30 protein-coding genes are annotated in these 26,869 nt (G+C 72.9%); 16 read left to right on the top strand and 14 right to left on the bottom strand.

Annotated elements, in window-relative coordinates; all coding sequences use genetic code 11:
* Positions 1 to 279 precede the first annotated feature (279 nt).
* Both ASD90_RS01875 and ASD90_RS01870 read right to left on the bottom strand, forming a co-directional pair.
* Positions 280 to 792 (bottom strand): hypothetical protein, encoded by a 513-nt coding sequence (locus tag ASD90_RS01875; RefSeq protein WP_056750866.1) that lies wholly within the window; start codon positions 790 to 792, stop codon positions 280 to 282.
* A complete protein-coding gene (locus ASD90_RS01870; protein WP_056750863.1) occupies positions 789 to 1,127 on the bottom strand; it encodes a VOC family protein in 339 nt (112 codons plus the stop codon). The genes ASD90_RS01875 and ASD90_RS01870 overlap by 4 nt, the downstream gene beginning before the upstream one ends.
* Before the next feature lie 118 nt (positions 1,128 to 1,245).
* On the opposite strand from ASD90_RS01870, the gene ASD90_RS01865 reads away from it, so the two are divergent.
* From ASD90_RS01865 to ASD90_RS01845, 5 genes are all read left to right on the top strand, one after another.
* Complete coding sequence (locus tag ASD90_RS01865) at positions 1,246 to 2,169, top strand: sigma-70 family RNA polymerase sigma factor (RefSeq protein ID WP_056750862.1); 924 nt, start codon at positions 1,246 to 1,248, stop codon at positions 2,167 to 2,169.
* A 75-nt stretch (positions 2,170 to 2,244) separates the two neighbouring features.
* On the top strand, positions 2,245 to 3,246 hold the full coding sequence (locus ASD90_RS01860; RefSeq protein WP_235506347.1) for a patatin-like phospholipase family protein: 1,002 nt from the start codon (positions 2,245 to 2,247) through the stop codon (positions 3,244 to 3,246).
* A gap of 118 nt (positions 3,247 to 3,364) precedes the next feature.
* Positions 3,365 to 4,384: a DNA polymerase IV gene (locus ASD90_RS01855; RefSeq protein WP_056750857.1), complete on the top strand. Its 1,020-nt coding sequence runs from the start codon at positions 3,365 to 3,367 to the stop codon at positions 4,382 to 4,384.
* A 33-nt stretch (positions 4,385 to 4,417) separates the two neighbouring features.
* Complete coding sequence (locus ASD90_RS01850) at positions 4,418 to 5,215, top strand: arylamine N-acetyltransferase (protein ID WP_200958516.1); 798 nt, start codon at positions 4,418 to 4,420, stop codon at positions 5,213 to 5,215.
* A gap of 58 nt (positions 5,216 to 5,273) precedes the next feature.
* Entirely contained in the window at positions 5,274 to 6,872 is a 1,599-nt protein-coding gene (locus tag ASD90_RS01845) for an MFS transporter (protein ID WP_056750855.1), read from the top strand.
* 20 nt (positions 6,873 to 6,892) lie between these two features.
* Here ASD90_RS01845 and ASD90_RS01840 read toward each other — a convergent pair whose 3' ends face one another.
* Both ASD90_RS01840 and ASD90_RS01835 read right to left on the bottom strand, forming a co-directional pair.
* Positions 6,893 to 7,300 carry a VOC family protein gene (locus tag ASD90_RS01840; RefSeq protein WP_056750851.1) on the bottom strand — a complete coding sequence of 136 codons (408 nt, stop codon included), beginning with the start codon at positions 7,298 to 7,300 and terminating at the stop codon, positions 6,893 to 6,895.
* 121 nt (positions 7,301 to 7,421) lie between these two features.
* Positions 7,422 to 8,843 (bottom strand): triacylglycerol lipase, encoded by a 1,422-nt coding sequence (locus ASD90_RS01835; RefSeq protein WP_056750848.1) that lies wholly within the window; start codon positions 8,841 to 8,843, stop codon positions 7,422 to 7,424.
* Positions 8,844 to 9,014: 171 nt separating this feature from the next.
* On the opposite strand from ASD90_RS01835, the gene ASD90_RS01830 reads away from it, so the two are divergent.
* Positions 9,015 to 9,647, top strand: a complete 633-nt coding sequence (locus ASD90_RS01830; RefSeq protein WP_056750844.1) for a hemerythrin domain-containing protein — start codon at positions 9,015 to 9,017, stop codon at positions 9,645 to 9,647.
* 51 nt (positions 9,648 to 9,698) lie between these two features.
* On the opposite strand, the gene ASD90_RS01825 is transcribed toward ASD90_RS01830, so the two are convergent.
* Positions 9,699 to 10,499, bottom strand: coding sequence for an inositol monophosphatase family protein (locus ASD90_RS01825; RefSeq protein WP_056750841.1), 801 nt, complete (start codon positions 10,497 to 10,499; stop codon positions 9,699 to 9,701).
* Between the two features lie 26 nt (positions 10,500 to 10,525).
* Positions 10,526 to 12,100 (bottom strand): helix-turn-helix transcriptional regulator, encoded by a 1,575-nt coding sequence (locus tag ASD90_RS01820; RefSeq protein WP_157622940.1) that lies wholly within the window; start codon positions 12,098 to 12,100, stop codon positions 10,526 to 10,528.
* 492 nt (positions 12,101 to 12,592) lie between these two features.
* Between ASD90_RS01820 and ASD90_RS01815 the strand changes: the two genes are divergently transcribed.
* The 3 genes from ASD90_RS01815 (at position 12,593) to ASD90_RS01805 (ending at position 15,474) form a co-directional block, all read left to right on the top strand.
* Positions 12,593 to 13,753 carry a GNAT family N-acetyltransferase gene (locus tag ASD90_RS01815; RefSeq protein WP_056754220.1) on the top strand — a complete coding sequence of 387 codons (1,161 nt, stop codon included), beginning with the start codon at positions 12,593 to 12,595 and terminating at the stop codon, positions 13,751 to 13,753.
* 120 nt (positions 13,754 to 13,873) lie between these two features.
* A complete protein-coding gene (locus ASD90_RS01810; protein ID WP_056750836.1) occupies positions 13,874 to 14,446 on the top strand; it encodes an SRPBCC domain-containing protein in 573 nt (190 codons plus the stop codon).
* Positions 14,443 to 15,474 carry an NAD-dependent epimerase/dehydratase family protein gene (locus ASD90_RS01805; protein WP_056750833.1) on the top strand — a complete coding sequence of 344 codons (1,032 nt, stop codon included), beginning with the start codon at positions 14,443 to 14,445 and terminating at the stop codon, positions 15,472 to 15,474. The genes ASD90_RS01810 and ASD90_RS01805 overlap by 4 nt, the downstream gene beginning before the upstream one ends.
* Positions 15,475 to 15,500: 26 nt before the next feature.
* Here ASD90_RS01805 and ASD90_RS01800 read toward each other — a convergent pair whose 3' ends face one another.
* On the bottom strand, positions 15,501 to 16,253 hold the full coding sequence (locus tag ASD90_RS01800; RefSeq protein WP_056754217.1) for an SDR family NAD(P)-dependent oxidoreductase: 753 nt from the start codon (positions 16,251 to 16,253) through the stop codon (positions 15,501 to 15,503).
* 289 nt (positions 16,254 to 16,542) lie between these two features.
* On the opposite strand from ASD90_RS01800, the gene ASD90_RS01795 reads away from it, so the two are divergent.
* Complete coding sequence (locus ASD90_RS01795) at positions 16,543 to 16,908, top strand: antitoxin (protein ID WP_056750830.1); 366 nt, start codon at positions 16,543 to 16,545, stop codon at positions 16,906 to 16,908.
* Between the two features lie 87 nt (positions 16,909 to 16,995).
* Here ASD90_RS01795 and ASD90_RS01790 read toward each other — a convergent pair whose 3' ends face one another.
* Genes ASD90_RS01790 through ASD90_RS01780 form a run of 3 tightly spaced genes read right to left on the bottom strand, consistent with a single transcriptional unit; the run spans position 16,996 to position 19,783 of the window.
* Positions 16,996 to 17,895 (bottom strand): DUF4097 family beta strand repeat-containing protein, encoded by a 900-nt coding sequence (locus ASD90_RS01790; RefSeq protein ID WP_056750827.1) that lies wholly within the window; start codon positions 17,893 to 17,895, stop codon positions 16,996 to 16,998.
* A gap of 11 nt (positions 17,896 to 17,906) precedes the next feature.
* Complete coding sequence (locus ASD90_RS01785) at positions 17,907 to 18,548, bottom strand: response regulator transcription factor (protein ID WP_056750824.1); 642 nt, start codon at positions 18,546 to 18,548, stop codon at positions 17,907 to 17,909.
* Positions 18,536 to 19,783 carry a sensor domain-containing protein gene (locus tag ASD90_RS01780; RefSeq protein WP_056750821.1) on the bottom strand — a complete coding sequence of 416 codons (1,248 nt, stop codon included), beginning with the start codon at positions 19,781 to 19,783 and terminating at the stop codon, positions 18,536 to 18,538. Before ASD90_RS01780 ends, ASD90_RS01785 begins: the two co-directional genes overlap by 13 nt.
* Positions 19,784 to 20,037: 254 nt before the next feature.
* On the opposite strand from ASD90_RS01780, the gene ASD90_RS01775 reads away from it, so the two are divergent.
* The 4 genes from ASD90_RS01775 (at position 20,038) to ASD90_RS01760 (ending at position 22,437) form a co-directional block, all read left to right on the top strand.
* Positions 20,038 to 20,589: a DoxX family membrane protein gene (locus tag ASD90_RS01775; RefSeq protein WP_056750818.1), complete on the top strand. Its 552-nt coding sequence runs from the start codon at positions 20,038 to 20,040 to the stop codon at positions 20,587 to 20,589.
* Between the two features lie 159 nt (positions 20,590 to 20,748).
* Entirely contained in the window at positions 20,749 to 21,216 is a 468-nt protein-coding gene (locus ASD90_RS01770; RefSeq protein ID WP_056750815.1) for a hypothetical protein, read from the top strand.
* 31 nt (positions 21,217 to 21,247) lie between these two features.
* The gene (locus tag ASD90_RS01765; RefSeq protein ID WP_056750813.1) at positions 21,248 to 21,958 is read left to right on the top strand and encodes a dienelactone hydrolase family protein; all 711 of its coding nucleotides are present in this window, start codon (positions 21,248 to 21,250) and stop codon (positions 21,956 to 21,958) included.
* Positions 21,959 to 22,089: 131 nt separating this feature from the next.
* Positions 22,090 to 22,437 (top strand): YciI family protein, encoded by a 348-nt coding sequence (locus tag ASD90_RS01760; RefSeq protein ID WP_056750810.1) that lies wholly within the window; start codon positions 22,090 to 22,092, stop codon positions 22,435 to 22,437.
* A 2-nt stretch (positions 22,438 to 22,439) separates the two neighbouring features.
* Here the strand turns inward: ASD90_RS01760 and ASD90_RS01755 are convergent, their stop codons facing one another.
* On the bottom strand, positions 22,440 to 23,048 hold the full coding sequence (locus ASD90_RS01755) for a helix-turn-helix domain-containing protein (protein ID WP_056750808.1): 609 nt from the start codon (positions 23,046 to 23,048) through the stop codon (positions 22,440 to 22,442).
* Between the two features lie 48 nt (positions 23,049 to 23,096).
* On the opposite strand from ASD90_RS01755, the gene ASD90_RS01750 reads away from it, so the two are divergent.
* Positions 23,097 to 24,002, top strand: a complete 906-nt coding sequence (locus ASD90_RS01750) for a class I SAM-dependent methyltransferase (RefSeq protein ID WP_056750805.1) — start codon at positions 23,097 to 23,099, stop codon at positions 24,000 to 24,002.
* Between the two features lie 139 nt (positions 24,003 to 24,141).
* Entirely contained in the window at positions 24,142 to 24,588 is a 447-nt protein-coding gene (locus ASD90_RS01745; protein WP_056750801.1) for a hypothetical protein, read from the top strand.
* Here ASD90_RS01745 and idi read toward each other — a convergent pair.
* The 3 genes from idi to ASD90_RS01730 are packed head-to-tail and all read right to left on the bottom strand — an operon-like array spanning position 24,581 to position 26,864.
* Positions 24,581 to 25,225 carry an isopentenyl-diphosphate Delta-isomerase gene (idi, locus tag ASD90_RS01740; protein WP_056750798.1) on the bottom strand — a complete coding sequence of 215 codons (645 nt, stop codon included), beginning with the start codon at positions 25,223 to 25,225 and terminating at the stop codon, positions 24,581 to 24,583. The two genes, ASD90_RS01745 and idi, sit on opposite strands and share 8 nt — an antisense overlap.
* Before the next feature lie 5 nt (positions 25,226 to 25,230).
* Positions 25,231 to 26,316, bottom strand: coding sequence for an NAD(P)/FAD-dependent oxidoreductase (locus ASD90_RS01735; protein WP_056750795.1), 1,086 nt, complete (start codon positions 26,314 to 26,316; stop codon positions 25,231 to 25,233).
* Positions 26,313 to 26,864 (bottom strand): isoprenylcysteine carboxyl methyltransferase family protein, encoded by a 552-nt coding sequence (locus tag ASD90_RS01730; protein ID WP_056750791.1) that lies wholly within the window; start codon positions 26,862 to 26,864, stop codon positions 26,313 to 26,315. Before ASD90_RS01730 ends, ASD90_RS01735 begins: the two co-directional genes overlap by 4 nt.
* Positions 26,865 to 26,869 lie beyond the last annotated feature (5 nt).

The following is a 26,869-nucleotide window of genomic DNA, read 5'->3' as shown; positions in this document are numbered from 1 at the left end:
TGTCGCGACCAGGCCCCTGACCGGGTCTCCCCGGCTCTGTAAGCGCTTACATCTGCTCTCCCATACTGCACAGGTCACAGCGAGGGCGCAAGACCCGACTAAGGCTCCGGGCAGCGCGGAGGGCCGGGTGGGCGTCGGTGACACCCCTCCCGGCCCCTCGTCGTGCGGCCGTCGCCGGCACCACGTGCGTATGCCGTCACGCGCCTCGGGAGCAGCAGCTCAGTCAGCCTGCGGTTGGCATGGGATCGACTGCGGCACAGTCGGATCCGGCGTGATGGCTCAGTCGGTCGATCCGAGCCACCGTCCGTCGCGCATCACGTCGCGACCACGCAGCTCGTTCTCCTCGCGCCAGGCCTGGATGCGGCTCGGGACGACCCGGAAGAAGAGGTAGGAACCGGAGGTCTCCCGGGGGTCGAAACCCGTCCGCTGGGCGAAACGGTCGGCCTCGGCCGGGTCGAGGTCGGCCGTCGGGACCACCCCGACCGACCCGTCGACCATGACGACGTCGCGTGTCCCGCCGAGCCCGATCCGCACCCCCGCGCCGGAGGCGAGACCCCTTCCCGCGACGCTGCGTTCGCCCGTCGCGAGCAGCAGCGTGCTCCCGTCCCAGTCGAACGACAGCGGGACCAGGTGCGGTGCGCCCGTCGCCGGGTCGGTCGTGGCGACCCAGCAGTCGATCTCGCGGCCCAGCAGGTCCCTCGTGTCGCGGACCCGCGCTGCGGTGGGGCGTGGCGGAGGAGGCGACGCGGGCACCTCGGCGGGCGGACGGCATACGTCGTCGGGGGCCGTCATCCCTGCATCACGCCGATCATGTTGCCGTCGGCGTCGGCGAGCACGGCCACGGTGCGTCCGCCACCGACCGCCGTCGGTCGCTGGCTGACGGTCGCCCCGGCCTCGGTGAGCGCCGCGACCGTCGCCTCGAGGTCGTCGACCGACCAGTAGGGCGTCGCCCCGGTGAGGCCCTTGCGGTGGCCGCTCGGGTCGAGGGCGATCTCCTGGCCGTCGACGTTGTAGCCGACGTAGTAGGACTCGTCGGTGTGCGGCTCGGTGCCGAGCAGCGTCGTGAAGACCTGCTTCGCGGCGGCGAGGTCGGCGACGGGGTAGATGAGAGTGTTCACAGCGGACATCGTGGTCTCCTGGGTGGTCGCGTGCTACTGGTGGTGGGTTGCCGAGCCGTTGGTGTCACATCGGGTGGTTTGGGCTCGTCAGTGCTATGACGGATCCCGAGTGGAGGATGTGACGACCATGGACGACGACACCCGCGAGCAGTGGCTCGCCCGCGACTTCGAGCAGCAGCGGCCGCGGCTGCGTGCGGTCGCCTACCGAGTGCTGGGCTCGGCGGCGGACGCCGACGACGCCGTGCAGGAGGCGTGGCTGCGGCTCAGCCGGAGCGACACGACCGAGGTCACCAACCTCGCCGGCTGGCTGACGACCGTCGTCGGGCGGATCAGCCTCGACATGCTGCGCTCGCGCAGCTCCCGGCGCGAGGACAGCTGGGACGCGGGGCTCGCCGAGCTCGTCGCGGGTGGGGCCGTGCGCACCGCCCCGACCCAGCCGACCCGACCGGCCCCCGACCCGGCCAGCGAGGTCGAGCTCGCCGACAGCATCGGTCTGGCCCTGCTCGTCGTGCTCGACACCTTGGCCCCCGCCGAGCGGCTCGCCTTCGTGCTCCACGACCTCTTCGGGATGCCGTTCGAGCAGATCGCCGACATCCTCGACCGCTCCCCCGCCGCCACCCGCCAGCTCGCGAGCCGCGCCCGCCGCCGGGTGCGCGCGGCCGACGCCGACGCGGCCGCGCCCGCCCGCACCCGGCAGCGCGAGGTCGTCACGGCCTTCCTCACCGCGGCCCGGGGCGGCGACTTCACGGCGTTGCTCGAGATGCTCGACCCGGACGTCGTGCTGACCTCCGACGAGGCCGCGGTCGCGATGGGCTCGCCCGAGGTGCTGCGCGGGCCCGAGGCCGTGGCCCAGCGGTTCAACGGCGGCGCCAGGTCGGCGCGGCTCGCGGCCTTCGACGGCGGCATCGGTGCGGTCTGGACGCTGCGGGGCGAGGCCATGGTCGCGTTCCGCTTCACCGTCGACGACGACCGCGACATCGTCACCGGCATCGAGATGGTCGCCGACCGGGCGCGGCTGGACGCGATGGAGATCTGGTTCCTGACGTCCTGACCTCCTGGCCTGAACTCGTGACCTGACCTCGTGACCGGCGAGCGACCCCTCCGGGGGGCGGGCTATCGTCGGAGCGTGGCTGAGGGGATGCGTGCGGCGGTCGTGCTCGGGTCGGGCGGGGCGCGCGGCTACGCCCACATCGGGGCGCTCGAGGTGCTCGCCGAGCGCGGCTTCGAGGTTGTGTCGATCGCGGGCTCGTCGATGGGTGCGCTCGTCGGCGGCGTCGCGGCGGCAGGCAAGCTCGACGCCTACACCGAGTGGGCGCGGAGCCTGACCCAGCGCGAGGTGTGGCGCCTGCTCGACCTCAGCATCACCTCGCCCGGCGGCGCGATCCGCGCGGAGCGGATCATCGCGAAGGTCGGCGAGATCCTCGACGGCGCGACGATCGAAAGCCTGCCGATCCCCTACACGGCGGTCGCGACCGACATCAACGCACGCCGGGAGGTGTGGTTCCAGCGCGGACCCGTCGTGCACGCGATCCGGGCCTCGATCGCGATCCCGGGCGTCATCACGCCGGCGGTCATCAACGGACGGGTGCTCGTCGACGGCGGCCTCATCAACCCGATCCCCATCGAGCCGACCGCGGCGGCCAACGCGGACGTGACGATCGCGGTCTCGCTGTCGGGGATGCGGGCCGCCGGCGGCCCGACGACGCCGGTCAAGGAGTCGTCGGAGGCCGTCCCGCGCGAGGAGTGGACGACCCGCCTGCGGCGCAGCGCGACCGACGTGCTCGAGTCCGAGCGCATCCGAGCCATCACGAGCCGCCTCGGCGGGCACGGCCGCGACCTCGACCACCACCAGACGATCCCGCCCGAGGCGATCGCCGACCTGCCCCCGACCCCGACCGAGGCGCTCGTCGTGCGCGCCGCCGACGTCGGGCTCGTCGACCTGCTCAACATGTCGTTCGAGACGATGAGCGCCCTCATCTCGCGCTACCGGATGGCGAGCAACCCTCCCGACGTGCTCGTCACCGTGCCCTCGAACGCCGTGAAGACCCTGGACTTCCACCGGGCTGCCGAGATGATCGAGCTCGGCCGCCAGCTGACGACCGAGGCCCTCGACCACGCCGGCTACTGAGCCCCGTTCATGAACCTGCGGATGAAACTGCATCCGGTGGGGTGATCACCACACCGGATGCCGGACCATCACGCACTTCACCCTGCGTTCTGTCGGTAGTCGGGCGGAGACTGTGCCCGTGGTGATCCTGCACGCCGATGCCGACGCGTTCTTCGCCTCGGTCGAGCAGCGCGATAACCCCGCGCTGCGCGGCCGGCCGATGGTCGTGGCCCACGAGGTCGTCGCGTGCCCGTCCTACGAGGCCCGCGCGCTCGGCATCCACGCAGGTATGCCGTTGCGCCAGGTCCAGCGGCGCTGGCCCCAGGTGCTCGTGACCGGCTACCGCTCGGGGGCCTACGAGGAGGCATCCGCACGGCTCTTCGAGGTGTTCCGCCGCTTCACGCCCCTCGTCGAGCCGGGCTCGGTCGAGGAGGCCTTCCTCGACGTGACGGGTCGCGACCGGGGCGACCCGCGCGGGATGGCCGCCGCCCTCCGCGCCGCCGCCAGAGCCGAGGTCGGGATCCCGGTCTCGGTCGGGGTCGGGCGCACCAAGCTGATGGCCAAGCTCGCCAGCCGGCGCGCCAAGCCCGACGGCCTCGTCGTCGTCGACGCCGAGCTCGAGGCACGCGTGCGACCTCGCCTGCGCCTCGACGAGCTCTGGGGTGTCGGGCCGACGACCTACGAAAAGCTCCACGCAGCAGGGCTGTTCGTCGTCGCCGACCTCCACGGCCTCGACGAGGACGACCTCAAGCGCCTCGTCACCACGGCCATGGCCCGCCGCCTCGTCTCCATCGCGAGCGGCACCGACGACGCGACGATCCGCCTTCCGGGACCTCGCCGTTCGGTGAGCGCCAGCCGGTCGCTGCCCGCGACCCGGACCCGGTCGAAGGTCGTCGCCGTGCTCGACGGCTGCGTCGACCGTGCCGTCTCGCGCGTGATCGCGCTCGACGGGCCACCCCGCCTCCCCCGCCGGCTCGAGGTGCTCGTCCGCTACGACGACGGCACCCAGGTGCTCGAGCGCGGACCCCTCGACGCGCCGACGGTCGACCCCGCCGCCCTGCGGACCGCGGCCGGGCACCTGCTCGAGCGGACGGCATACGAGTGGGACGGGCGCGGCGTGACGATGGTCGGGGTGACCCTGCCGCTGCCGACCCCTTGACCTCAAACAGGCTGGAGGTCGCAGGATGACCGGGTGACCCCACCGACCACGGCCGACGCGCTGACCACGCCGGAGGCGGCCGCCTACCTCGCGCGGATCGGCGCCGCCGCCCCCGAGTCCCCGACCCTGGGCGCCCTCGCGTCGCTGCACCGGGCGCACCTGCTGGCCGTGCCGTTCGAGAGCCTCGACATCTCGCTCGGCCGGCCGATCCGCCTCGACCGCGCGGCCCTGCTGGCCAAGGTCGTGGACGCCCGACGCGGCGGCTACTGCTACGAGCTCAACGGCCTCTTCGCCCTGCTGCTGCGCAGCCTCGGGTATGCCGTCGACCTCGTCTCCGCGCGCGTCGCCACCGCGGCCGGCGGGCTCACCGACGACTTCGACCACCTGGCGCTCGTGGTCGCGGGTGGGCGGCTCGAGGAGCCCGTGCTCGCCGACGTCGGCTTCGGTGACGGGTTCGTCGAGCCGCTGCCGCTGCGCGACGGGGTCGAACGCCGCGAGCGCGGGCACCTCGTCGGGCTCGTGCGGCGCGACGGCACGTGGGTCTCCCGCGAGCGCCGTGACGGCGAGGACTGGCGCGACGGCTTCGTCTTCACGACGACACCCCACCCGCTGAGCGACTTCGCCGCGCGCAACGAGTGGCAGCAGACCTCGGCCGAGAGCCACTTCACCCGGTCCCGGCTCGCGTCGGTGCTCACCCCGACGGGACGGGTCACCCTGAGCGGCGACCGGCTCATCACGACCACCCACGGCCGCCGCGAGGAGACCCGGCTCACCGACGAGGACGCCGTGCGGGCCGCCCTCGCCGACCACTTCGGCATCGTCCTCGATTGACCAACGCGTCCGGTCGACCTCGATAGACTCCGGACCATTCGGTGACCGAGAGGGAGAAATGACGCAGAGTCCCGCCCCAGGATCGGATCCCGACGCCTCGGGGAGTCGCCGCCTGATGCTGCTGCTGGCCGCGGCGATGTTCGTCCTCGTGGTCGACACGTCGTTGATGAACGTGTCGATCTCCGCGGTCATCGTCGACCTCGACACGACGGCCAGCGGGGTGCAGTCCGCCATCGCGCTCGAGGCGCTCGTCTCGGCCGCGTTCATCCTCATCAACAGCAAGGTCGGCGACCTGATCGGGCGCAAGCGGGCCTATGTCCTGGGTCTGCTCGCGTATGCCATCGGGGCGCTCGCGATGACGCTCGCCCAGAGCCTCACGGCGATCATCATCTTCTGGGCGATCATCGGCGGGCTCGGCGCATCGTTGCTCCTGCCGGCCATGCAGTCGCTGATCCACGGCAACTTCGTCGGCACCGCGCAGAAGCAGGCCTACGCCCTCGTCGGCGCCTCGGCCGCCATCGCCGCCGCGATCGGTCCACTGCTCGGCGGCTTCGTCACCACCTACCTGTCGTGGCGGGTCGGGTTCGCGCTGGAGGTCGTCATCATCGTCGTCGTCCTGAGCCAGATCCGGCTGGTCCGCGATGTCGCATACACCGGTTCACGCAAGGTCGACGTGGTCGGCGCGGTCCTGTCCGTCTTCGGCATGGGAGGCGTGGTGCTGGGGATCCTCGTCTGGCAGGAGGGCGGTGAGTTCGTCGGCCTCCTCATGGCCGTCGGGGCCGTGGCTCTCGTGCTGCTGGCCCGGTGGCTCATCCGGCGCAAGCGCGCCGGGGCCGTGACCCTGCTCGACCCGGACCTGTTCCGTCATCCGAACTTCACGGCCGGTGTCTCGGGACAGCTGTTGCAGCAGGTCACCCTGGGCGGCGCGATGATCGCCCTCCCGCTCTACTTCCAGATGACCCTCGAGTACAACGCCCTCCAGTCCGGCCTGTCGCTCGCCCCCCTGTCGCTGACGATGTTCGGGGCGGCCCTCGTGGCCGGCAGGAAGGCCGGTGACCGGCGACCTGCCGCGATCATCCGCGTCGGCTTCGTCCTGAGCAGCCTCGGTGTCGCGATCATCATCCCGTTCGTCCCACGCGCCGACAGCGGGTGGTGGTTCGTGGTCCCGCTCGCGATCACCGGGTGCGGCCTCGGCCTGTTGGTGTCGCAGCTGAACAACTACACCCTCGCACCGGTCGAGGAGGAGCGGGTCAGCGAGGCCGCCGGAGTCAACTCGGCCGCCGGGTCCTTCGGCCTCTCCTTCGGTCTCGCCATGGCGGGCGGCCTCATGCTCGCCGCGCTGTCGCTCAGCTTCACCCAGCTGTCCGAGAGCAGTCCCGTCATCCCGGCCGCGCAGCAGCAGCAGATCGCCCAGGCCCTCGAGCACGACGCCGAGATCATGAGCAACAGCCAGCTCGAGCAGCAGATCTCCGGCCAGCCGGCCGAGGTGGAGGCCGAGGTGCTGGCCATCAACGACGAGGCCCGGAACCGCTCTCTCCAGATCGCCCTGCTGGTCCCGCTCCTGGCCGGCCTGCTGGGACTCGCCAACTCGTTCCGCATGCTGCGGCTGCCCGACCAGAAGCCCTCGACGTCCCTCGACGGACTCGACTTCGGCTGACGGTCGGAGGCCGCCGAGGCTCAGCCCCAGGCGTCCTCGGTCGGGCGGCACAGGCAGAACGGGTGGCCGGCCGGGTCGGCGTACACGCGGAACCCGCGCTCGGGTTCCGGCCGTGGCGGCTCGACGGGGTCGAGCGCCGTGCCGCCGAGGGCGAGCACCCGCTCGTGGGCGGCAGCGATGTCGACGACGACGAAGTCGAGGTGGGCCTGCTGCTGGCCTCGCGGCCAGTCGGGCGACTCGTGGTCGGGAGCGAGCTGGGTCGCGATGCGCGGGCCGTCCCACAGCACGTTGAACCAGTCGCCGTCCGGGTCGGCCTCGACGCGGCCGCCGAGCAGGTCGGCGTAGAACTGCGCGACACCGGCTGCGTCGGCGCAGTCGAGCGCGACGCAGTCCCAGCCGATCGTCGATGCACTGATCTCTGAGGTCATTCCCTCACTCAACCACCAGTCGCGGACACCAGGTCGCGCGCGAGGTAGCGCAGGATGTGTCGCTCGGGCGCAGCTGTGGCGCGATCAGGTGCAGGATCACGCGGACGACCAGGCGCGTTCCTCAGCGCGTCGGCTTCGGCCAGACGAGCGTCGTCGACGTGACCGGGCGCACCGTCGACGTGGGTCCCGAGCCGGTGACCGTGACGGTGTGCGTGCCGGCCGGCAGGTCGTCGAAGGTCGCGACGCCGTGGCCCTTGCGCAGCGCCGGCTCGGCCGTGGCGAGCACTTTGCCCTTCTCGCTGCTGACCGTCACCGTCACGGCCTTGTGCGGTGGGTCGGCGCCGAGGTCGTCCGACTCGAGGTCGAAGGCCACCTTGAGCGGCTGTCCGGCCGTGACGAGGTCGGGCACGACGGCGCGCACGTTCGTGTCGGTGATCTCCCGCCTCCGGACGGGCTTGGCGCTGAGGATCTCCTGCACCTGGTCGAGGACGAGCTGGTTGCACTGGAGGTTGGTGTGCTGGTCGGGCACGCGCACGGCCAGGTTGGTGTCGAGCGCCTCGCCGAGACCCACCGCCCCGGTCAGCGGCACCGTGCCGTCGCCGAAGTCGTTGTCGGTGCCGAAGTCCTGGTAGGCCGTGGCCGTGCCGCCCGAGAGCTGGACCGTGGTCGCCGTCGGCTGCCGGATGCCGACGATCATGTGGGCCGACGTGTGGCTCTCCGGGCGGGTTGCCTCGGCGGCCTGGAGGTCGGTGTGGAAGGCCATCGCGTCGGCCACCATCGCCGTGCTGACGTTGGGCACCGACACCTCGGTCGTCTTCGCGTAGCCGCCGGCGTTGCTGATGCACGCGAACTCGGGCAGCAGCTGGAAGAGCGAGGGCATGCTGCGCGAGAAGTCCGTGAGGTCGATCGACAGCGGGCCGATGCCCTTCTTGACGCCGTTGACGAGCTGCGTGAGCGCGTCGGTGGCACCCCGCCACGGGGTGCCGAGGGTGATGAGCTTGCGGGTCACCTCGGCCCCGCCACACTTCTCGATGTACCAGCGGGCGACGAGCCCACCCATGGAGTGGCAGACGAAGACGACCTTCGCGTCGGCATACGCGCCACCCTGCGCCCGCAGCTGCTCGAGGGCGGGCTCGACGACGGTCTTGAGACGAGCGCCGTTGTAGCGGTTCGAGAGGCGCCAGTCGTAGGCGTACGTGATGAGCGTGGCCGGCTTGCCGCCGGTGCCCCGCTGGTAGCCCTGCTTCTCGAGGGCGCTGACGAGCACGTCGTAGCCGCGGATCGGCGTCCAGATGCCCGGCAGGACGTGGACGTCCGGCATGAGGGCCACCGGCTCGACGCCGTCACCCGGGTGGTCGTCGCCGATCCCCTCGGGCAGCACCTTCTTGAGGATGGACTGGCTACCCGTCAGCAGCTTCCACACCGCGCCCGCGCTGGGGGCCCAGATGAGGTTCTCGCTCGCCGGCGAGCCGTCGTCACCCCGGACCCCGAGCGTGCTGCCGGTGATCCCCGGAAGCACCACGACCAGGTCGTTGCTCGTCATGCGGACCCACCACCCATCCTGCGTCGCTGAAGCGCGTCGGTGAACTCTCCCGACCAACGGTGGCACCAGCCGGGGCCGGTGATACGCGAAACGGCCAAGCCCGCGACGTCCAACGGGTATGGATGCGGCACAGTGGATCCGGAACCCGCCGGACGACAGAGAGGCCCTCCCGTGGACATCACCGACGTCATCCTCCGCCAGCACGACGAGCAGCGACGGATGTTCGCCGTGCTCGAGGAGTGGCCGCGCGACGACCACGAGGGCCTGGCCGCGGTCTGGAAGCGGCTCGAGATCCTCCTCGAGACGCACGCCGAGGCCGAGGAGCTCTACTTCTACCCGGAGCTGCTGCGCATCGGCACGGGCGGCGCCGACGCCGAGTCCGTCGACGAGGAGGTCGAGGACGCCGTCAAGGACCACAACGACATCCGCAAGTCGGTGCGCAAGGTGGGGCGCTGCCGCACCGGCTCCGACGCGTGGTGGACGGCGGTCGTCGACGCCAACGTCCACAACAGCGACCACATGGGCGAGGAGGAGCGCCAGGACCTCGCCGACTTCCGGCAGCGCGCGAGCCTCGAGCTGCGCCACGAGATCGCCGTGCAGTTCCTGCGCTACGAGGCGGTGCGCTGGGCCGAGGGGATCACCCCGAAGGACAAGGACCCCGAGCGCTACGTCGCCGCGAGGAAGACGACGAAGGCGTCGGCCACGGCGAAGAAGGCCGCTCGCGACGCGCGGAAGGCCGCCAAGACCGCGCCGGCCCGCGCGGCACGCTCGAAGAAGGCGTCGGCGGCGGCCTCCGAGGAGTGACTGGCCGGTGAGCCGGTACCGGAGCCGCGGGCGTGCCACGTCAGCGGCGGGTCAGGGCAGGTGGGCGCTCGAGGCGAGCGCACGGCATACGTGGTCGTATGCCGTGGGGCTGCCGGCGGCGACGAGCCCCGGGGGCGCGGTGTCGCGGGGGGAGTAGACGACGCCCTCGGTCGTGCCGAGCAGACCACCGGCCTCGGCGAGCAGGAGCGAGCCGGGCACGTGGTCCCACGGAGCAGCGGACGCGTAGAGGATGTAGTCGGCCTCGCCCTCGACGAGCTTGGGGTAGTCGATGCCGCACGAGACCCACGTCAGCGTCATCGGCTCGAGGCCGTGCAGCGCCTGGCCGATCCACTTCCGGCGTGACGTGCGGCCCCGGAGGCCCGCGGCGGGTGGCTCGGGGATCGTGAGGCGACGCGACCCGTCGGCGTCGTGGCGCCAGGTTCCTGCTCCGCGCTCGGCGACGAAGCCGACCTCGTGCTGTGGCTGCCAGATCCACGCCCGCACGGCCTCCCCGGCCACGGTCTCGGCGACCATGACGGCGTGGTCCTTGGAGCCGTGGACGAAGTTCTTCGTGCCGTCGACGGGGTCGACCGTGAACGCGTGGTCCGCGGCGGCATACCGCTGCATGAGCGCCGGGTCTCCGGCGAAGGTCTCCTCGCCGAGCACGACGGCGTCGGGGTAGGCGGCGACCAGGGCGGCGGTGATGAGCACCTCGGCCTCGCGGTCGGCGTCGGTCACGAGGTCGCCGGGACGCTTCTCGTGGATCTCTCCGGCCGCCAGCGCCCGGAACCGCGGGTTGATGACCTCGTCGGCCACGTCCTTCAGGAGGCTCAGCACCTCGTCCGTCTGCACGCCCCCAACCTATCGACCCCGCCCCGTCACCGCTCCGGCCGCAGGTGCTCGGGCACGTCGAGCCACCAGCCGAGCGTGGCGCGGGCCTGCTCGGCCATCGCGAGCGGGTCACGCCCCGACACGGGCAGGGCCTCGACGAGGGCGGCCACGAGGTCGTAGCGGCCTCGCATGCCGAGGGCGTAGACAAGGCCACGGAGCAGCTGGGCGTCGGGCTCGCCGCCGCCGGTCGCGACCAGCCCGGCGATCCGCCGGGCGACGGCCTCCTCGCGCTCCTCCCGCCGCCGGCCGGCCGGCTCCAGCGTGTTGCCCACGACGTAGCCGGCCTCCTTGGCGACGTCGGGTGCCGAGGCGGGCGACAGCGCGACCCGCTCGAAGAGGTCGAGGTCCTCGGCCTGGCCCATCCACGTCAGCACGGTGAGGCTCTCGTGCGCGGCGACGTGGTCGTGCCGCGCGAGGGCGTCGGCGAAGGCCGCGGCGTGGACCCGGCCGATGATCCGGCTCTGCGGCGAGAGCATGAGGATGCCGAGCGCGTAGGCCCGGTCCTCCTCGTTGGTCTCGCCGAGCGCCGTCTGCAGCAGCTCGCCGAGGATCGGCTCGTGGGCGGCCGCGTGCCCGTCGGCCGCCTCGAGCTCGCCCCGGATCCGCAGGTGGGCCTCGCGGATCGCCTGCGCCGTGATCGCCCGGCCGTTGCGGACGATCGAGGCCGCGGCCCGACGGTCCTCGGCCGTGAGACCCGTCGCGACGCGGTGGCCCTCGGGCCCCAGCGTGCGCACGAGGTTGGCGGCGCCGCGGTGCACGAGGTAGGGGTGCGAGGGGTCGCGCAGGTGCTGGACCGCGAGCCGGACGGCGTCGAGACGCGCCTCGGGGTCGAGGCCGGTGCCGCGCACGAGCGTCGTCAGCACGCTGAGGCAGGCCCGCAGCGAGCTGGCGTTGGTCGGCTCGCGCAGCTGTCCGATGAGGACGGAGAAGCCGCGCGGGGCCTCCATGAAGCGCAGCAGGCCCAGGGTGTCGACGTAGAACTGCGCGTCGGGCCGGCCCACCACCTCGGCGGCCAGCGCGGCGACGACGCCGGCGCTGCGGGGGTGCCCGGCCAGGCGGGCCATGGCCTCGGCACGCTGCACGTAGTCGAGGTCCAGCCCGAGGCTGACCTCCTGGAGGAGCCGGCGGATCAGTCCCTCCCAGTCGCCGGCTCGCACCATGGCGTGGGGCATCCGGCCGAGGTGGTCGGAGAGCCGGTCCCAGTCGAGCCCGCTCATCCGTTCGTCGGCGAGCGCTCGCTCGAGCAGGTCGAGGGTGCCGTCGACGTCGGGCGGGGTCGGCGGTGGGAGCGTGGCGGCCGGGCGCACGGGCTGGTGGGAGCGCGAGAAGAGGTCGACGGCGGCGAGCAGCTGGCCGTCGGGCAGGTCGAGCACGGTCTCGTAGCGGCGCACGAGCGACCGCGTCAGCTCGACGCGGCCGTTCTCCCAGCGGCCGACCTGGGACCGGTGCACCGGCTCGGCCCGCCCCGCGCCGTGGGCGAACGCCGCCGCGCTGCGCAGTGCGGGGTCGGCGGCCTGGAGGCGGGCGTTGCGCAGCACCCACTGCACCTGTTCGTTCAACACGAGGACACCCCGGCGTGAAGCCCTGTTGCGCGCGGCGCCCGCGTGCGCAACAGAGACGCGTCACGGCCCACGACCTTCGTATCGTGACGACTGGCACCGGTGGGCCGGGGCGGGAGTCGAGGCCAGGGGGAGACTTCCGTCCCGCCACCGGCCTGTCCTCGATCCGAGAGCGCCGGGCGTCGCGCGCCCCCCTCGGCCCCTGTCACCACGGCAACCCTTCCTCGCGTCGGGAGCCGGTCGGCTCCCCACGCATCCTCCCCCGAGTTGCGTCGTCCAGGGCCGCCCGCAACGCGTGTTCGTCCGGACGACCCATTGGGTACGGTAGAGGCCGGTACGCAGCCTGTGGAGGGGAAGCGGGCCTTTGGACCGGGAGCCGGCACGCCGGCTCCCGGTCCTCTCTCGTTCCCGGGCACGTCCCGGGAGGTCTGCGCTACCGCGCCGGCACCCGGAATCGCCGTGACGGGGCCGTATGCCGGCTGGCAGGCTGACGCCGTGACCGATGCCTCCCAGCCGCCCGCCGTTCACCCCCTGACCGACGGCGTCGTGACGCTGCGCGCCCACTCCGTCGACGACGCCGAGGCGATCGTCGAACAGAGCACCGACCCCGAGAGCCTGCGGTGGACGACGGTGCCCCGGCCCTACTCCGCCGAGGACGCCGTGACCTTCGTCGAGGGCAACCTCGCCGCCTGGGGCGAGGCCGGCGCCAGGCGCTCGTGGGCGATCGAGTGGACCGACGAGACGGGTGCGGCCCGCTACGCCGGCACCATCGACCTGCGACCCGGCGCCGCGGCGTCCGTCGGTGAGCTCGGCTTCGGGCTGCACCCGGATGCGCGTGGCCGGGGCCTGATGTCGCGCGCCGTCCGGCTCGTCGTCGACCACGCCTTCGCGACACCGGTCTGGGGCGTCCCGGTCCGTCGCGTGCACTGGCGGGCGGTCGTCGGCAACTGGGGCTCGCGACGAGCCGCGTGGGCCGCGGGCTTCACCTTCCACGGCACCATCCCGGCCAGCCACCCGGACCCCGAGGGCGGCTCCGAGGCGCTCGACACGTGGACCGGCAGCATCACCCCGGGCGACCCGCTCACGGCGCAGACGCCGTGGTTCGCCGCGACGCCGACCGAGGGCGACCGGGTCCGGCTGCGCCCCTGGCGGCCCGAGGACGTCGACGCCATCGAGCTGCGCGACGACCCCGTGCACTGGATGCCGTCCCGGTCGATCCTGCGCCGCGAGACCTTCCCGGCCTGGCTGCTCACCCGGCAGGAGCGGATGTCCGAGGGCACGGCGATCGACTGGTGCGTCGCGGACCTCGAGACCGACCGCGCCCTCGGCGGCGTCACCGTCTTCAGCCGCGGCGGGGCCATCACCGACACGGCCGAGCTGGGCTACCAGTTCTTCCCGAGCGCCCGCGGTCGCGGCGCCGCCAAGGAGGCCGCCCGGCTCGCCGTCGCCCACGCCCTGGCCCCGACGAGCGAGGGCGGGCTGGGCCTGCGCCGCCTCGTCGCCGAGACGGCCGCCGACAACGCGGCGAGCAACGCCGTGCTCCGGTCGGTCGGCTTCGTGGAGTTCGGTCGGGAGCACGCCGTGGACCGGGTCACCGACGGCGGCTGGGGCGACGGCCTCTACTGGGAGCTGCTGCCCTCCGGCGCCGGCGACTGAGGGGCCACCGGCCCACGCCCTGGACCGGGCCGCCTCTGCCGCGGGCCGTACGGGTATGCCACGGTGGACGAAGCGCCGCCGGCCACCCACCGGGCGGCGCGGCCGACGGGAGGACACGCGATGAGACTCGGGCACGAGCAGGAGCTCGACGCACCGCGCGACGTGGTCTGGGCGCACTTCATGGACCTGCGCCGGATCGGCCGGTGCTTCCCGGGCGCGAAGGTCACCGAGGTCGACGGCGACGACTTCGTCGGTGAGATCAAGGCCAAGCTCGGGCCGCTGTCGATGTACTTCGACGGCACCGGCTCGATGGTCGAGCGCGACGAGGACGCCGGTCGCGCGCGCCTGACGGCCTCGGGCCAGGAGCGGCACGGTCTCGGCAGGGCGACCATCGACATCACGCTCACGCTGCACCCCGTCGACGCGGACGGCGACGACGACCGGGACGGCGACCGCACCCGGGCGCACCTCGTGACCGACCTCGTCTTCCTCGGCTTCCCGATGGACTTCGGCACCGGCCTCGTCCAGCGCGCGTCCGACCCCCTCATCGAGCGGTTCCTCACGTGCATGTCCGTGTCCGGCCCCGTCCCGGACGCCGAGGCCGACGACGATAGCTCGCTCGACCTCGTCCGCTCGGCCACCGACCTCTTCGGCTCCCTCCGGCGCGACCGGCGCGAGCGCAAGCGCCGATGAGGGTCGCCGTCGTCGGCGCGAGCGGCTACGTCGGCTCACGCCTCGTGCCCGAGCTGCTCCGTCGCGGCCACGACGTCGTGGCGACCCACCACCGGAGCCCGGCGACGGCGTACCCGTGGTCGGCTGACGTCGCGTGGCGGCGCGTCGACGTCCACGACGAGGACCGCGTCGTCGAGGCCCTCGAGGGCGTCGACGCGATCTGCTACCTCGTGCACGGTCTCGACTCCGACGACTTCATGCAGCGCGACCGGCAGGCCGCCGACAACGTCGCGTATGCCACGGGCGTCGTCGGCGCGGGCCGCCTCGTCTACTTCTCGGGGATCGTGCCCGACCTGCCCGACGACGAGCTCTCGGACCACCTGCTGTCGCGGCTCGAGGTCGAGGAGATCCTCGCGACGGCGGACTGCCCGGTGCTGACGCTGCGCGCGTCGATGGTCGTCGGGGCCGGCTCGACGAGCTTCGAGGTGATGCGCCAGATGTCCACCCGGCTCGGGGTCGTGCAGACGGTGCCGGCGTGGATGGGCAGCTCGGTCATCCAGCCGGTCGCCGTCGCGGACGCGGTGTGGTTCCTCGCCGAGGCGGTCGAGCGGCCCGACGTGACGGGACACCTCGACGTCGTCGGCCCCGACCGCCTCAGCTACGTCTCCCTCCTCCGGACGTATGCCGCCCGCGCCCGCCTGCTGCGCGTGCAGGTCCCCGTGTGGCTCSCGCCCGTCGATGCGGTCGCCCGCGTGGCGGGCGCCCTCGTCGACGTCCCGAGCGGCACCGTGGAGTCGCTCATCCCGAGCCTCGGGCACGACATGGTCGCCGAGCGTGACGCGGCCGACGTGCTCGGCGAGCCCCCGGAGGGACGGCTCCGGGTCTCCGACGCGGTGTCCCGGTCGCTCGCGACGACGCGGGCGGGCGACGGCGCGCCGGACGGCGCCGCCGTCGACGGTGACCCCCAGGCGCCGTCGGTGGGCGACCCGTCGTGGGCCCGGCACCGGACGGCGCTCGACTGGGCCTGGTCGAGCGCCCGCGGACGCTAGCGGGCCATCGGTCAGCGGGCCATCGGTCAGCGGGCCATGTAGCCGCCGTCGATGTAGAGCTCGAGGCCGGTGACGAACGCCGCGTCGTCGCTCACGAGGTAGGCGACGCCGGCCGCGATCTCGTCGGGCTGCCCGAGGCGACCCATCGGGGTCAGGTCGATCATGGCCTGCTCGAAGGGGGTCCCCCGTGCGCCGTCGAGGATCGGGGTGTCGACGAAGCCCGGGTGGATCGAGTTGACCCGCACGCCCTCGGTCGCCCAGTGCAGCGCGACGTTCTTCGTCAGCGTCCGCACCGCGCCCTTCGCCGCGTGGTAGGCGGGCGAGGTGCCGAAGCCGCCGCTCGTGCCGAAGATCGAACTGATGTTGACGACCGCGCCGTGGCCCGAGGCCTTGAGCTGGTCGGCCGCCGTCTTCATGCCGAGGAAGACGCCGGTCTGGTCGATGGCGATGGTGCGCTCCCAGTCGGCGAGGCTCGTGTCCTCGATGGGCAGCAGGTCGCCCATGCCGGCGTTGTTGACGAGCACGTCGAGCGCGCCGAACTCCTCGACCGCCTTGGCGACGGCGGCCTCCCAGTCGGCCTCGCTCGTGACGTCGTGCCGGAAGAATTCGACCGTGCCTCCCGAGGACCGGATCTCGTCGGTCGTCGTGGCCCCGAGGGCCTCGTTGACGTCGGTCAGCAGGACCGCTGCGCCCTCGTCGGCGAGACGCCGCGCCGTGGCCTTGCCGATGCCGCTCGCCGCGCCCGTCACCAGTGCCACGCGTCCGTCGAGTCGCTTCATGGTGATCACTCCAGTTCAGTTGTGGGGCAGGCAATCCGCCTGCTCCTCAAGTCTCCGCCCGGCGTGCCGGGAGCGCAGTTCCCCCGGTCACAGAAGCGCCGACGTGACCGACGAGACAGTGGCGACGGCACGTCCCGGGACATGTCGGACATGCCGCCCACGGCCCGGGCAATCAGGGTCGATCGGGGTCGATCTCGGGGTCGACCCCGGTTGCGGCGGACCACCGTCGGGTATGAGTGTGGATGCAGTGAGCCGACGTGGGTCGGCCAGTGCGAGACGAGGAGACACCGTGTCATTCGGTGAGCAGCTGAAGAACAAGGCGGACGAGGTCCACCTGCAGGAGAAGGCCAAGGACTTCGGCGACGCGGTCGTCGAGATGGCCAAGGCCGTGATGTCGGTCGCCGCCGGCTACGCCCACGAGAACCGTGGCAAGGTCGACGGGGCCCTCGACAAGGCCGAGGCCAAGATCGACGAGAAGACCAGCGGCAAGCACGCCGACACCGTGACCAAGGTCCGTGCCTCGGTCGACAAGGGCATCGACAAGCTCGTCGAGCACCACGACAAGGCGGCTCCTCCCACCCCCGCCGCCTCTGGCGTGCCCGACGACAAGCACGCCGCCTTCGACGAGGACACCCCAGCCGGCAACCCCACCTGAGCCGGCACCTCCCAGGGCCGTATGCCGCCGAACCCCCTCGGCGGCATACGGCTTCGTCGTGTGCCGGGGTGCGGGGCTGCGGGCCGGTCAGCGGTAGTCGACGGCGATGTCGCCGGAGCCGGTCCGGATCCGCAGGGTGGACGTGCTGTCCGGGTTGGTCGGGACGCTGACCTCTGTGTCACCGGACCCCGTCTCGGTGTTCACGGCATAGACGGTGTGCTGCGGCAGGCGCACCGCGACGTCCCCAGAGCCCGCGATGACCGACACGGGCGAGGCCGCCGTCGCGAGCGCGAGGTCGATGTCGCCGCTGCCGGTCTTGGCCGTGAGCGTCGAGGCCGCGAGGTCCGAGCCCTCGACGTCACCCGAGCCGGCGTCGAGGCTGACGCCACCGAGTGCCCCGCTCACGCTGATGTCGCCGGAGCCGTTGCGCACCGTCACGGTCGTCGCGTCGGGGACGGTGACGACGTAGTCGATCGAGCACGACGACAGGAACGCGCCGTCGCACCCGGCGTCGATGGTCAGGTTGCCACCGGCCCACGTCTCCTTCGGCGCCGGCTGCGACGCGCCGGGCCCCCAGCTGAGGTGGCGCTCGACGTGGACGGTCCCCGTCGGGGCGCCACCGCGGACCTCGACGTCGCTCGACCCGCCCGCGAAGGTCAGCTCGCTCACGTCCTGGTGGTAGGTCTGCTGCTCGTCGGCGCTGCGCCAGAGGCCGCCGGTGGCCGCGCCCCATGTCGTGACGCCCGCGACGCTCGCCAGCACGAGCGTCGCACCGAGCCCGGCGACCAGCCACCCCGCGCGTGCCGACGGGGCAGGCGGGGTCGGGTGGTCACCGGCACCGCTGGGCCCGGCAGCCGCCCCTTCGACCGGCTCGGTCGTCAGCGTGGGCCGCAGCCAGGAGTCGCTGTAGGGCGCGGCGCCGGGCACCGCGTCACCGTGGACGCGGTCGTCGGGGACGGAGGTGGGAGTGGGGTCGTGCATGGACATGGGTGGGTCCCCTATTCCGAGAGGTACTGGAGAACGGCCAGGACGCGGCGGTGGTCACCGGCCGTCGTCGGCATGTCGAGCTTGGTGAAGATGGCGTTGACGTGCTTGGCGATCGCGCTCTCGCTGACGTGCAGCGCCCGGGCGATGCCGGTGTTGGAGCGGCCCTCGGCCATGAGCGAGAGCGTCTCGCGCTCACGGTCGGTGAGGCGCTGGAGCGGGCTCTTGTCGCGGCGGAGCAGCAGCTGCGCCACGACCTCGGGGTCGAGCGCCGTGCCACCGTCGGCGACGCGGCGCAGTGAGTCGACGAACTCGTCGACGTCGGCGACGCGGTCCTTGAGGAGGTAGCCGACGGCCGAGGTGGTGCTGGCGAGGAGGTCGGCGGCATACCGCTCCTCGACGTACTGGCTGAGGATGAGCAGGGCCACGTCGGGCCACTGGGCGCGGATGACGAGCGCGGCGCGCAGCCCTTCGTCGGTGTGGCTCGGCGGCATCCGCACGTCGAGCAGGGCGAGGTCGGGCTGGTGCCGCTCGACGGCGACGAGCGCTGCCTCGGCGTCGCCGACGGCCTCGACGACCTCGATGCCATTGGCTGCGAGCAGACGGATCAGCCCGTCCCGCAGGAGGATCGAGTCCTCGGCGATCACGACACGCACGGCATCTCCGCCCTGAGCACGGTGGGACCGCCGACCGGGCTGGTCACGGTGAGGGTGCCGTCGACGGACGCCACCCGGTTGGTCAGTCCGGTGAGGCCGGATCCGGCGCCGGTCGTGGCACCACCCCGGCCGTCGTCGCTGACCTCGACGACGAGACGGTGTGCGTCCGAGGTGACCCGGACCGCGGCCCTCGTGGCTCCCGAGTGCCTGGCGACGTTGGTCAGGGCCTCCGACACGACGAAGTAGGCGACGGCCTCGAGGGTCCGCGGGGGACGCTGGGCGAGGAGGACGTGCAGGCTCGTCGGCACCGGCGAGCGGGCCACGATCCCCGAGAGCGCTGCGTCGAGCCCTCGCTCGTCGAGGACCGCCGGGTGCAGGCCGCGGACGAAGCCGCGCAGCTCGGCGAGCGCCTGCTTGGCCTCGTCGTGCGCCTCCTCGATGGCCCGTCGCGTCGCGGGCGGCGCGTCAGGGGCCAGCGCGGAGCGGGCCATGCCGAGGTTGAGCGCGAGGGAGGTGAGGCGCTGCTGGGCTCCGTCGTGGAGGTCACGTTCGATGCGGCGACGTTCGGCGTCGGCGGCGTCGATGACCCCGGCGCGCGTCTGCTCGAGGGCGGTCACCCGCGGCGACAGCTGCTCGCCCCGGGTCTGGCCGAGCATCGGCCGCAGGATCGCGATGTCGAGCGCGGAGAGCCAGCGAGCGGCTCGTGGGGCGATGGCGAGGAGGCCGAGGCCGACGGCGGTCGACACCCAGATGCGGCCGACACCCTGGAGGAGGCCGCCGGGCAGCGCGACCACCTCGGGGCTGATCCGCGACCACAGCGGGGAGGTCACGAGCACGAGGCCACCGCCCCAGCAGAACGCCACGAGCCCGGCAGAGGCCGCGAGCAGGGTGGGTCCCACGAACGCGTGGTAGGCCAGCTGTCGCCAGGTCGTCGCCCGGCCCAACCGGGCCAGCCAGCCGCGCCAGCCCGGCTCGGCCCCGCTCGCTGGCGCGTCGACGACGACGCCGAGGAGCGCGGCGGCGCGGGCCCGGTGCCAGCGGCTCAGACCCTCCGACGCCAGGAGCAGCAGCCCGACGAACGCGACCCCGACGACGACGACGAGCAGTCCCGTCGCGAGGCTCGCGAGCGTCCACATGACCGGCGCCGCCAGGGCACCGACGACACCGCCGAGCACGACGTATGCCGTGTGGCGAGGGGCGAGGCGCCGCTCGACGCGGCTGCGGATCGTGGTCACGCGACCACGGTAGGGGTCGTCAGGGGCCCGGGACCATGACGTTCGTGACCCTCCGGGGGTGGAGAAAAGTACAGGTGGTCGGGAATCCGCTTCCATGTCAATCGAATTGATGTCATCGACGATCGGGTCCGATTTGCCCGCGTCGGGTCCTGTTTGGTCTAGGTAGATCGACTCAACCCGGCGGCGCGGCGTATCTTCCGGCGGCCCTGCTCCATCTGAGGTCTCGACAGTTTCGACTTCAAGGAGCAACCACCATGTCGCAGTACGTCCTCGACCGGCCCGGCGAGTCCGGGCCCCACCGATCCATCCCGTCCACCCGCCTCGGCTCCCTCCGGGGGACCGTCACGGGTGTGGCCGTCTCGGCCGTCGACCGCCTCCAGGCGTTCCTCGTGGCCTACAGCCTCCAGGCCCTGCGGATCAGCCTCGGGCTGGTCTTCCTCGGCTTCGGCGTCATCAAGTTCGTCCCGGGCCTCAGCCCGGCCGAGGCCATCGCCTCGGCGACGATCGACCGTCTGACCCTCGGCCTCGTCTCGGGCCACACCGCGGTGCTGCTCACCGCCGTCACCGAGACGGTCATCGGCCTGACGCTCGTCACCGGCAAGTTCCTGCGCGTCGGCATCGTCGTCCTCGGCGGAGCCCTCATCGGGATCATGTCGCCGCTCGCGCTCTTCACGGCCGAGCTCTTCCCGCACGGCCCGACGCTGATGGGCCAGTACGTCCTCAAGGACATCGTCCTGGCCGCGTCGGCCCTCGTCGTCGCCGCCTACGCCCTCGGCGCCCGGCTGCACGCCGGCTCGGACGACTGAGGACGACCGACCGACGCGAGGTGCCCACTCGAGGCAAGCAGTCGTTCGAGTGGGCACCTCGCCGGTACCTCGTCCGGTCTCGCCCCATCCCGAACCCGCCCATCCGCCCGTGGCCCGGGCGCCTTCACCCACATCACCCCGAACCCCGGAGGCACCACCATGACCGCCCTGCCCGCGATGCCGTTCCCCGGCCCCGCCCACCTGTCCCCTCTCGTCGACGCGCCCACCGACCACCGGCGTCGCTTCGGTCTCGGTGAGGGTCGCCAGGTCCACCGCTTCCCCGCCGCGACGTTCCTCGACCGCGCGGTCGCGCGGGAGGAGCTCGCGGTGGCGCGCGACGCCCTCGCGGCGTCTGACCGCACCGCCTCGCGCCGCCTGGCCGGCCTGGGCACGCTCGCCGCGCTGCTCCTCGGAGCGATGATCGGCATGCTCGCCACCGGGCACGGCACCGGCACCGGCACCGGCGCCACCGGGTTCCTCACCCTCTGGGGCGCAGGGGCGGGGCTGGTCGTCGTCGTCCTGGGCCTCGTCGCGGTACTGCGCCAGCATCAGCACGAGCTCGACACGCTCACCAAGCGGGTGCACGTGTACGAGGCCAGACTGGAGCAGCTCCGCGCGCTTCGTTGAGTCGTGCCGGCCGACGTACATACTGGGCCGCATGGACGATGCCGTGACCATTCCGACCGATACCGGCGAGATGCCCGCGCACCTCTGGCTCCCCCCAGCCGGACACGGCCCGGGGATCGTCGTGCTGCAGGAGATCTTCGGTGTCAGCGACTACATCCGGCGCCGCGCCGCCCAGCTCGCCGAGCAGGGCTACGTCGTCGTCGCGCCCGAGATCTTCTGGCGGCTCGGCGTCACCTCGGCCGTCGAGGGCGAGGACGCCCTCCAGCAGGGCATGGGCCTCGTGCAGCGCCTCGACTGGCAGGCCGCCGTGACGGACGCCGCCGCGACCGTCGAGTGGCTCCGCGACCGCGACGAGGTCACCGCCGGTGTCGGTGCGGTCGGCTTCTGCTTCGGCGGCGGGCTCGGCTTCAACGTCGCCGCCCACCTCGAGTCCGACGGCTCGGCGCCGATCGACGCGCTCGTCAGCTACTACGGTTCGGCCCTCCCGGGCCTGCACGACCTCATGACGGTGACCGCGCCGAGCCTGCACCACTTCGGCCTCGCCGACTCGTTCATCGACACCGAGACGGTGCGCCGCATCGAGGCGAGCGTGACCGAGCAGCCGGGCACCGTCTTCGAGACCTATGCCGGCGCCGACCACGCGTTCGACAACGACGACATGCCATGGCACGACCCGGCGTCCTCGGCCCTCGCATGGGCGACGACGACCGAGTTCCTCCGCGAGCGCCTGCCCGTCGGCTGAGCGCTCCCCCGGCCTGGATCTCCCTCGTCGAACGGTGTCGAGACGGCATCGGGCCGTTCGACGTGCGGGTGAACGGGAGCCACACCGGCACCCGACCGCAGCACAGCCGACCATCGACCAGGAGCACCGAGATGACCCAGTACTTCCTCTCCGTCCACCACACCGTCGGCGACGCCATGCCGTCCGATGACGAGATCCAGCGCATGTACGCCTCCGTCGACGCCTTCAACCGCAAGCTCCAGCAGGACGGGGCGTGGGTGCACGCCGCGGGCCTGACCGACGTGACCCAGGCCAAGGTCGTCGACGCGTCGGCCGGCGCCGGGTCGGTCACCGACGGGCCGTTCAGCGAGGCCCGCGAGTGGCTCGGGGGCTTCTGGATCGTCGAGGCCGCCGACCTCGACGCTGCGCTGTCGCTGGCCCGGGAGGGCTCGGCGGCCTGCGGCGCGCCCGTCGAGGTGCGGGCACTGCAGGCCGAGTGAGCCTAGGCGTCGGTGTCGACGCCGGCGCCGGCGCCGGCGTCGGCCGGCGCCGCGTCGAGGTGGGCCCGCCGACCGTCGCGGTCCAGCACGACGATGACCTCGACCGGGCCCTCCGGAGCGGTGATCGCGTGCGGGACCATCGTCGAGAACTGCGCCGACTGGCCCTCCTCGACGAGGACCGTGCGGTCGCCGAGGTGGAGCCGGGCGGTCCCTGACAGCACGGTGAACCACTCGTGGCCCGGGTGCACGCCGAGCGGGGCAGTGGGACGGCGAGCCGTGATCCGCATCTTCGCGACGACGAGGCCGTGCGGCTCGTCGTCACGGGTGAGCAGCCACGTGGTGCGGCCGTGGGCGGTGTCCCGCCGCGGGTGGATGACGACGTCGTCGTCGCCCGCGAGCTCGACGAGCTGGTCGATGGTCGTGCCGAGGGCCCGGGCGATGGGGGCCAGCTGGTCGATCGCGATCCGCCGGTGCCCCGTCTCGATCCGGCTCAGGGTCGAGGGGCTGAGACCGCATCGTCCGGCCAGGGTGTCGAGGGACCAGCCGCGGGCGATCCGCAGGCCACGGACGCGGGCGCGGATGACGGCGTCGAGATCGAGTTCTTGCGTCATTGGCAAGATCGTATGGTGTCGGCGCAAGGATCTCCTACCGTGTCACGTATGCCGCACTCCCACCACCACGACGCATCCGACCTCCACGAGGGTGTCGGTCACACCCACGACCACGACTCCGCCGAGCTCGAGTCCGACGGTGCCGACCTGCTCGACCTCGACGCCCAGGTGCTCCACGGCTACTGGGACTCCGCCCTCGACCTCGCCACGGCGGCCCTGTCGGAGCGGGCCGCGCGCGGGGAGCGCTCGCCTGCCCGCGTCGTCGACCTCGGGGCCGGCACCGGCACCGGTGCCCTGGGCCTGGCGCGTCGGCTGCCGGACGCCGAGGTCGTCGCCGTCGACGTCTCCGAGCTGTCGCTGGCCCGCATCCACGCCAAGGCGGAGGCCGCCGGGACCGGCGACCGGGTCCGCACCCTGGTGGTCGACCTCGACGCCGGGTGGCCCGACCTCGGCCCCGTCGACCTCACGTGGGCCTCGATGTCGCTGCACCACCTGGCCGATCCCACTCGCTCGCTGTCCGAGCTCCGCCGGGTGACCCGGACCGGAGGGCTCGTCGCGGTGGCCGAGTTCGACGAGCCGCTGCGCTTCCTGCCGGATGACCTGGGTGTCGGTCGTCCCGGCTTCGAGACGCGGGCGCTCGACGCGCTCTCCGTGGTGCACGCCGAGGCCGTGCCGACCCTGGGGGCGCCGTGGGCCTCGATCCTCGGCGACGCCGGATGGACGGTGACCGGGCAGCACGACCTCGTCATCGACGAGTCGTCACCGGAGCACCCGCTCGCCGGACCGTACGCGCGCGGCTGGTTCGACCGGCTCTCGCACGGTCTCGCCGACCGCCTGGACGCCGAGGACCGCCTCACGCTCACGACCCTGCTGGGTGACGGCCCCCTGAGTCTCCTGCACCGGACCGACCTGCACCTGCGGGGCGTGCGCACCGTGACGGTCGCCCACACCTGAGGGCGTTTGCGTCGGTTCGTGGCAGAAGCGACCACGCCGACGCCTTCCTTCTGGGACAATACGGGTGGGCCGGCGCCCGAGCGGGTATGGCCCGGTGGGCTGCTCCTGCAGCTCCGCCCCGGACCGTCGAGGAGTACCCGTGAAGCTGCACCCGGTCGAGGGGCTGGTTCCCGGCATCGCCGCGCGCATCGCGGGCGCCGAACGCGGGGAGGCCCGACGCTTCGCCTTCCGTGTCGCACGCCTGGCGTGCGCGGTCGCGGGGGTCCATGACCGCAACGCCCTCGAGGTCGCCCGCGGTGGTCTCGAGCACTATCCCGAGACCGAGGACCTCGTCGCGCTGTGGGACCTCGAGCGCGACCTCGACTCCGCCTGCGAGGCCCACCTCGGCACCCACCCGAGCACGTGCAACCTCGACCAGATGCGCCTGCACGACGAGTGCATCGAGGCCCGGGCGGTCGGCGCGGTGATCGCGGCGCTCAAGCCGGACGCGCTCGTCGCCGCTCGGCAGGCCACACAGGAGGCCCTTGCCGCCGGGTGCGAGACCGCCGCGCTCGAGGCCCTCGCCGACCAAGTCCTCGTCAGCTGACTCCACTCCCACTCGAGTGGGAGGTCATGGCGGGTGGGAGGTCGGCGGAGTCGGCGGTCGGCCAGGCGGCCGGGTCGGGGCCGAGGGCGGCCAGCTCCGTCACCTGCTCGCGACACCACGTCGAGACCACCCGGGTCCCGGCCAGCACGTCCGGGGCCAACTCGTCCCACGGCAGCCATGCGGCGCCCTCGACCTCGCTCGGGTCCGGATCGACCCGGGGTGCCACACCGGCCACCCGCCCGACGAGGACGGGGCACAGCTCCAACTCGACGACGCCGTCCATCTCGGCGCGGTAGGAGAAGCGCGGCAGCACGAGCCGCAGGCCATGCAGCTCGAGGCCGAGCTCGTCACGGGCGCGACGGCGTACGGCATCCTCGACGGGCTCCCCCGGCGCCGGGTGGCCGCACGCGGAGTTGGTCCAGACCCCCGGGAACGTGGCCTTGCCGAGGGCGCGCTGGGTCACGAGGAGCGAGCCGGCGTCGTCGAACAGGTAGACGGAGAACGCAAGGTGGAGCGGGGTGTCGGCGTGGTGGACCGTCGCCTTCGGCGCCGTGCCGATGGCCCGGCCGTCCGGGGACACGAGGACGACGAGCTCCTCCGAGGGGTCGGTCGGGTCGACCGTGCGGGTCGGCTGCATCCCGGTCAACTCCCCGGCCTCGCGAGCTCGTTGACCGCCCCGTGGAAGACCGGGGGCAGCGTCGCGGCGGCAGGCACGAGCAGCCGCCGGGTCCAGGTCGGTCGGGTCACCTGGACGAGGGTGTGGGTCAGCAGGGAGTAGCGCCGGCTGGCCAGGCGCCAGGACCGCTCGTAGGACTGAGGGTCGCCGGCGACGAAGGCTGCCACCGCCGCCCGCGCGTGAGCAAGGCCGAGCGAGATGCCTTCCCCGGTCAGGGCGTCGACGTAGCCGCTCGCGTCACCCGCAAGCAGGACGCGTCCCGCGACCCGGCGCGTCGTGCGCTGACGCAGCGGTCCGGCGCCGCGCACCGACGTGACGACGGGCGCTCCGTCGAGTCGCTCGCGCAGGTGTGGGAACTCGGCGAGGCTGTCGGACAAAGGGTTCCGCTGCTTGCTGAGGACGGCCACCCCGACGAGGTCGTCGGAGACCGGCGTGACGTAGGCCTCGCCGTGCGTGCCCCAGTGCACCTCGACGTGGTCTCCCCACGGGCGTATGCCGTAGTGCTGGCGCAGCCCGTAGCGGCGCAGTGGGCGCATGCCGGCCATTCGGCCGACGGCGCCGTGGTCGCGGTCGAGTCCGAGGGAGCGGCGCGTCGGAGAGTGCAGCCCGTCGGCCGCGATGACCCACGGAGCGGTCAACACCGGCCCGGCGGTGCCCGAGTGGCCGGTGCGCACCGTCACGGCGGCGTCGTCCTGCGTCACCTCGATCGCGCTGAACGGGAGCATCTCGATGCCCGCCGCGGCAACGGCCTCGCGCAGGGCGTCGTGGAGGGTGGTGCGTCGCACGCCGCGACCCGGGCCTGCCCTGAAGTCGGCTTCGACGACGCGGCCCCGGGCGACGTAGCGGATGCCGCGCAGGTCGTGGCCCTGCGGGTCGACCCCGAGCGCGCCGAGGGCGAGAAGGCCCCCGGGCATGAGGCCTTCACCGCACGCCTTGTCGATCGTGCCGGCCCGAGGCTCGAGGACGACGGGAGCGAGACCCGAGCGCGCGGCGTACAACGCCGCGGCGAGCCCGACGGGGCCCCCACCGATGATGATGACGTCGGCACTCATGCGACGGCCCCGTCGGAAGCGCCTACGGGAGAGGCGATCTCGCGCAGGGCGGCATTCTCGACCCGGATGCGTACGGTGAGCAGTGCCGCGTTGGCGACCGTGAAGACGAGCGCTGTGAGCCAGGCCGTGTGCACGAGCGGCAGGGCGAAGCCCTCGACGACGACCGCGACGTAGTTCGGGTGCGGGATGAGGCGATAGGGGCCGCGTCGCACGAGCGAGAGCCCCGGCACGACGATGACGCGGGTGTTCCACTGGTTGCCGAGGGTCGTGATGCACCACCAGCGCAGGGCCTGGCTGGCGACGACGAGGGCGAGCATGACCCAGCCGAGGACCGGGACGAAGGGACGGTCGGCCACCCAGACCTCTGCGACGGCGCCGACGAGCAGGCCGGTGTGAAGCCCCACCATGAAGGGGTAGTGCGACTGGCCAAGCTCCACACCACCGCGCGAGAACGCCCACGCCGCATGGCGTTTCGACACGACGAGCTCGGCGACGCGTTCGAGGCCGACGAGCACGACGAGGCCGGTGAAGAGCCACTGGGAGGTCATCGGCG

Source organism: Terrabacter sp. Root181 (assembly GCF_001428505.1).
Classification (GTDB): Bacteria; Actinomycetota; Actinomycetes; order Actinomycetales; family Dermatophilaceae; genus Terrabacter.
This window is presented reverse-complemented; position numbering and strand designations above follow the sequence as displayed.

Coding starts and splice junctions, on each gene's coding strand:
- ASD90_RS01875 (WP_056750866.1), bottom strand. CDS start 792: ATGACGGCCCCCGACGACGTATGCCGTCCGCCCGCCGAGGTGCCCGCG.
- ASD90_RS01870 (WP_056750863.1), bottom strand. CDS start 1,127: ATGTCCGCTGTGAACACTCTCATCTACCCCGTCGCCGACCTCGCCGCC.
- ASD90_RS01865 (WP_056750862.1), top strand. CDS start 1,246: ATGGACGACGACACCCGCGAGCAGTGGCTCGCCCGCGACTTCGAGCAG.
- ASD90_RS01845 (WP_056750855.1), top strand. CDS start 5,274: ATGACGCAGAGTCCCGCCCCAGGATCGGATCCCGACGCCTCGGGGAGT.
- ASD90_RS01840 (WP_056750851.1), bottom strand. CDS start 7,300: ATGACCTCAGAGATCAGTGCATCGACGATCGGCTGGGACTGCGTCGCG.
- ASD90_RS01835 (WP_056750848.1), bottom strand. CDS start 8,843: ATGACGAGCAACGACCTGGTCGTGGTGCTTCCGGGGATCACCGGCAGC.
- ASD90_RS01810 (WP_056750836.1), top strand. CDS start 13,874: ATGAGACTCGGGCACGAGCAGGAGCTCGACGCACCGCGCGACGTGGTC.
- ASD90_RS01800 (WP_056754217.1), bottom strand. CDS start 16,253: ATGAAGCGACTCGACGGACGCGTGGCACTGGTGACGGGCGCGGCGAGC.
- ASD90_RS01790 (WP_056750827.1), bottom strand. CDS start 17,895: ATGTCCATGCACGACCCCACTCCCACCTCCGTCCCCGACGACCGCGTC.
- ASD90_RS01775 (WP_056750818.1), top strand. CDS start 20,038: ATGTCGCAGTACGTCCTCGACCGGCCCGGCGAGTCCGGGCCCCACCGA.
- ASD90_RS01770 (WP_056750815.1), top strand. CDS start 20,749: ATGACCGCCCTGCCCGCGATGCCGTTCCCCGGCCCCGCCCACCTGTCC.
- ASD90_RS01765 (WP_056750813.1), top strand. CDS start 21,248: ATGGACGATGCCGTGACCATTCCGACCGATACCGGCGAGATGCCCGCG.
- ASD90_RS01760 (WP_056750810.1), top strand. CDS start 22,090: ATGACCCAGTACTTCCTCTCCGTCCACCACACCGTCGGCGACGCCATG.
- ASD90_RS01755 (WP_056750808.1), bottom strand. CDS start 23,048: ATGACGCAAGAACTCGATCTCGACGCCGTCATCCGCGCCCGCGTCCGT.
- ASD90_RS01750 (WP_056750805.1), top strand. CDS start 23,097: ATGCCGCACTCCCACCACCACGACGCATCCGACCTCCACGAGGGTGTC.
- idi (WP_056750798.1), bottom strand. CDS start 25,225: ATGCAGCCGACCCGCACGGTCGACCCGACCGACCCCTCGGAGGAGCTC.
- ASD90_RS01735 (WP_056750795.1), bottom strand. CDS start 26,316: ATGAGTGCCGACGTCATCATCATCGGTGGGGGCCCCGTCGGGCTCGCC.
- ASD90_RS01730 (WP_056750791.1), bottom strand. CDS start 26,864: ATGACCTCCCAGTGGCTCTTCACCGGCCTCGTCGTGCTCGTCGGCCTC.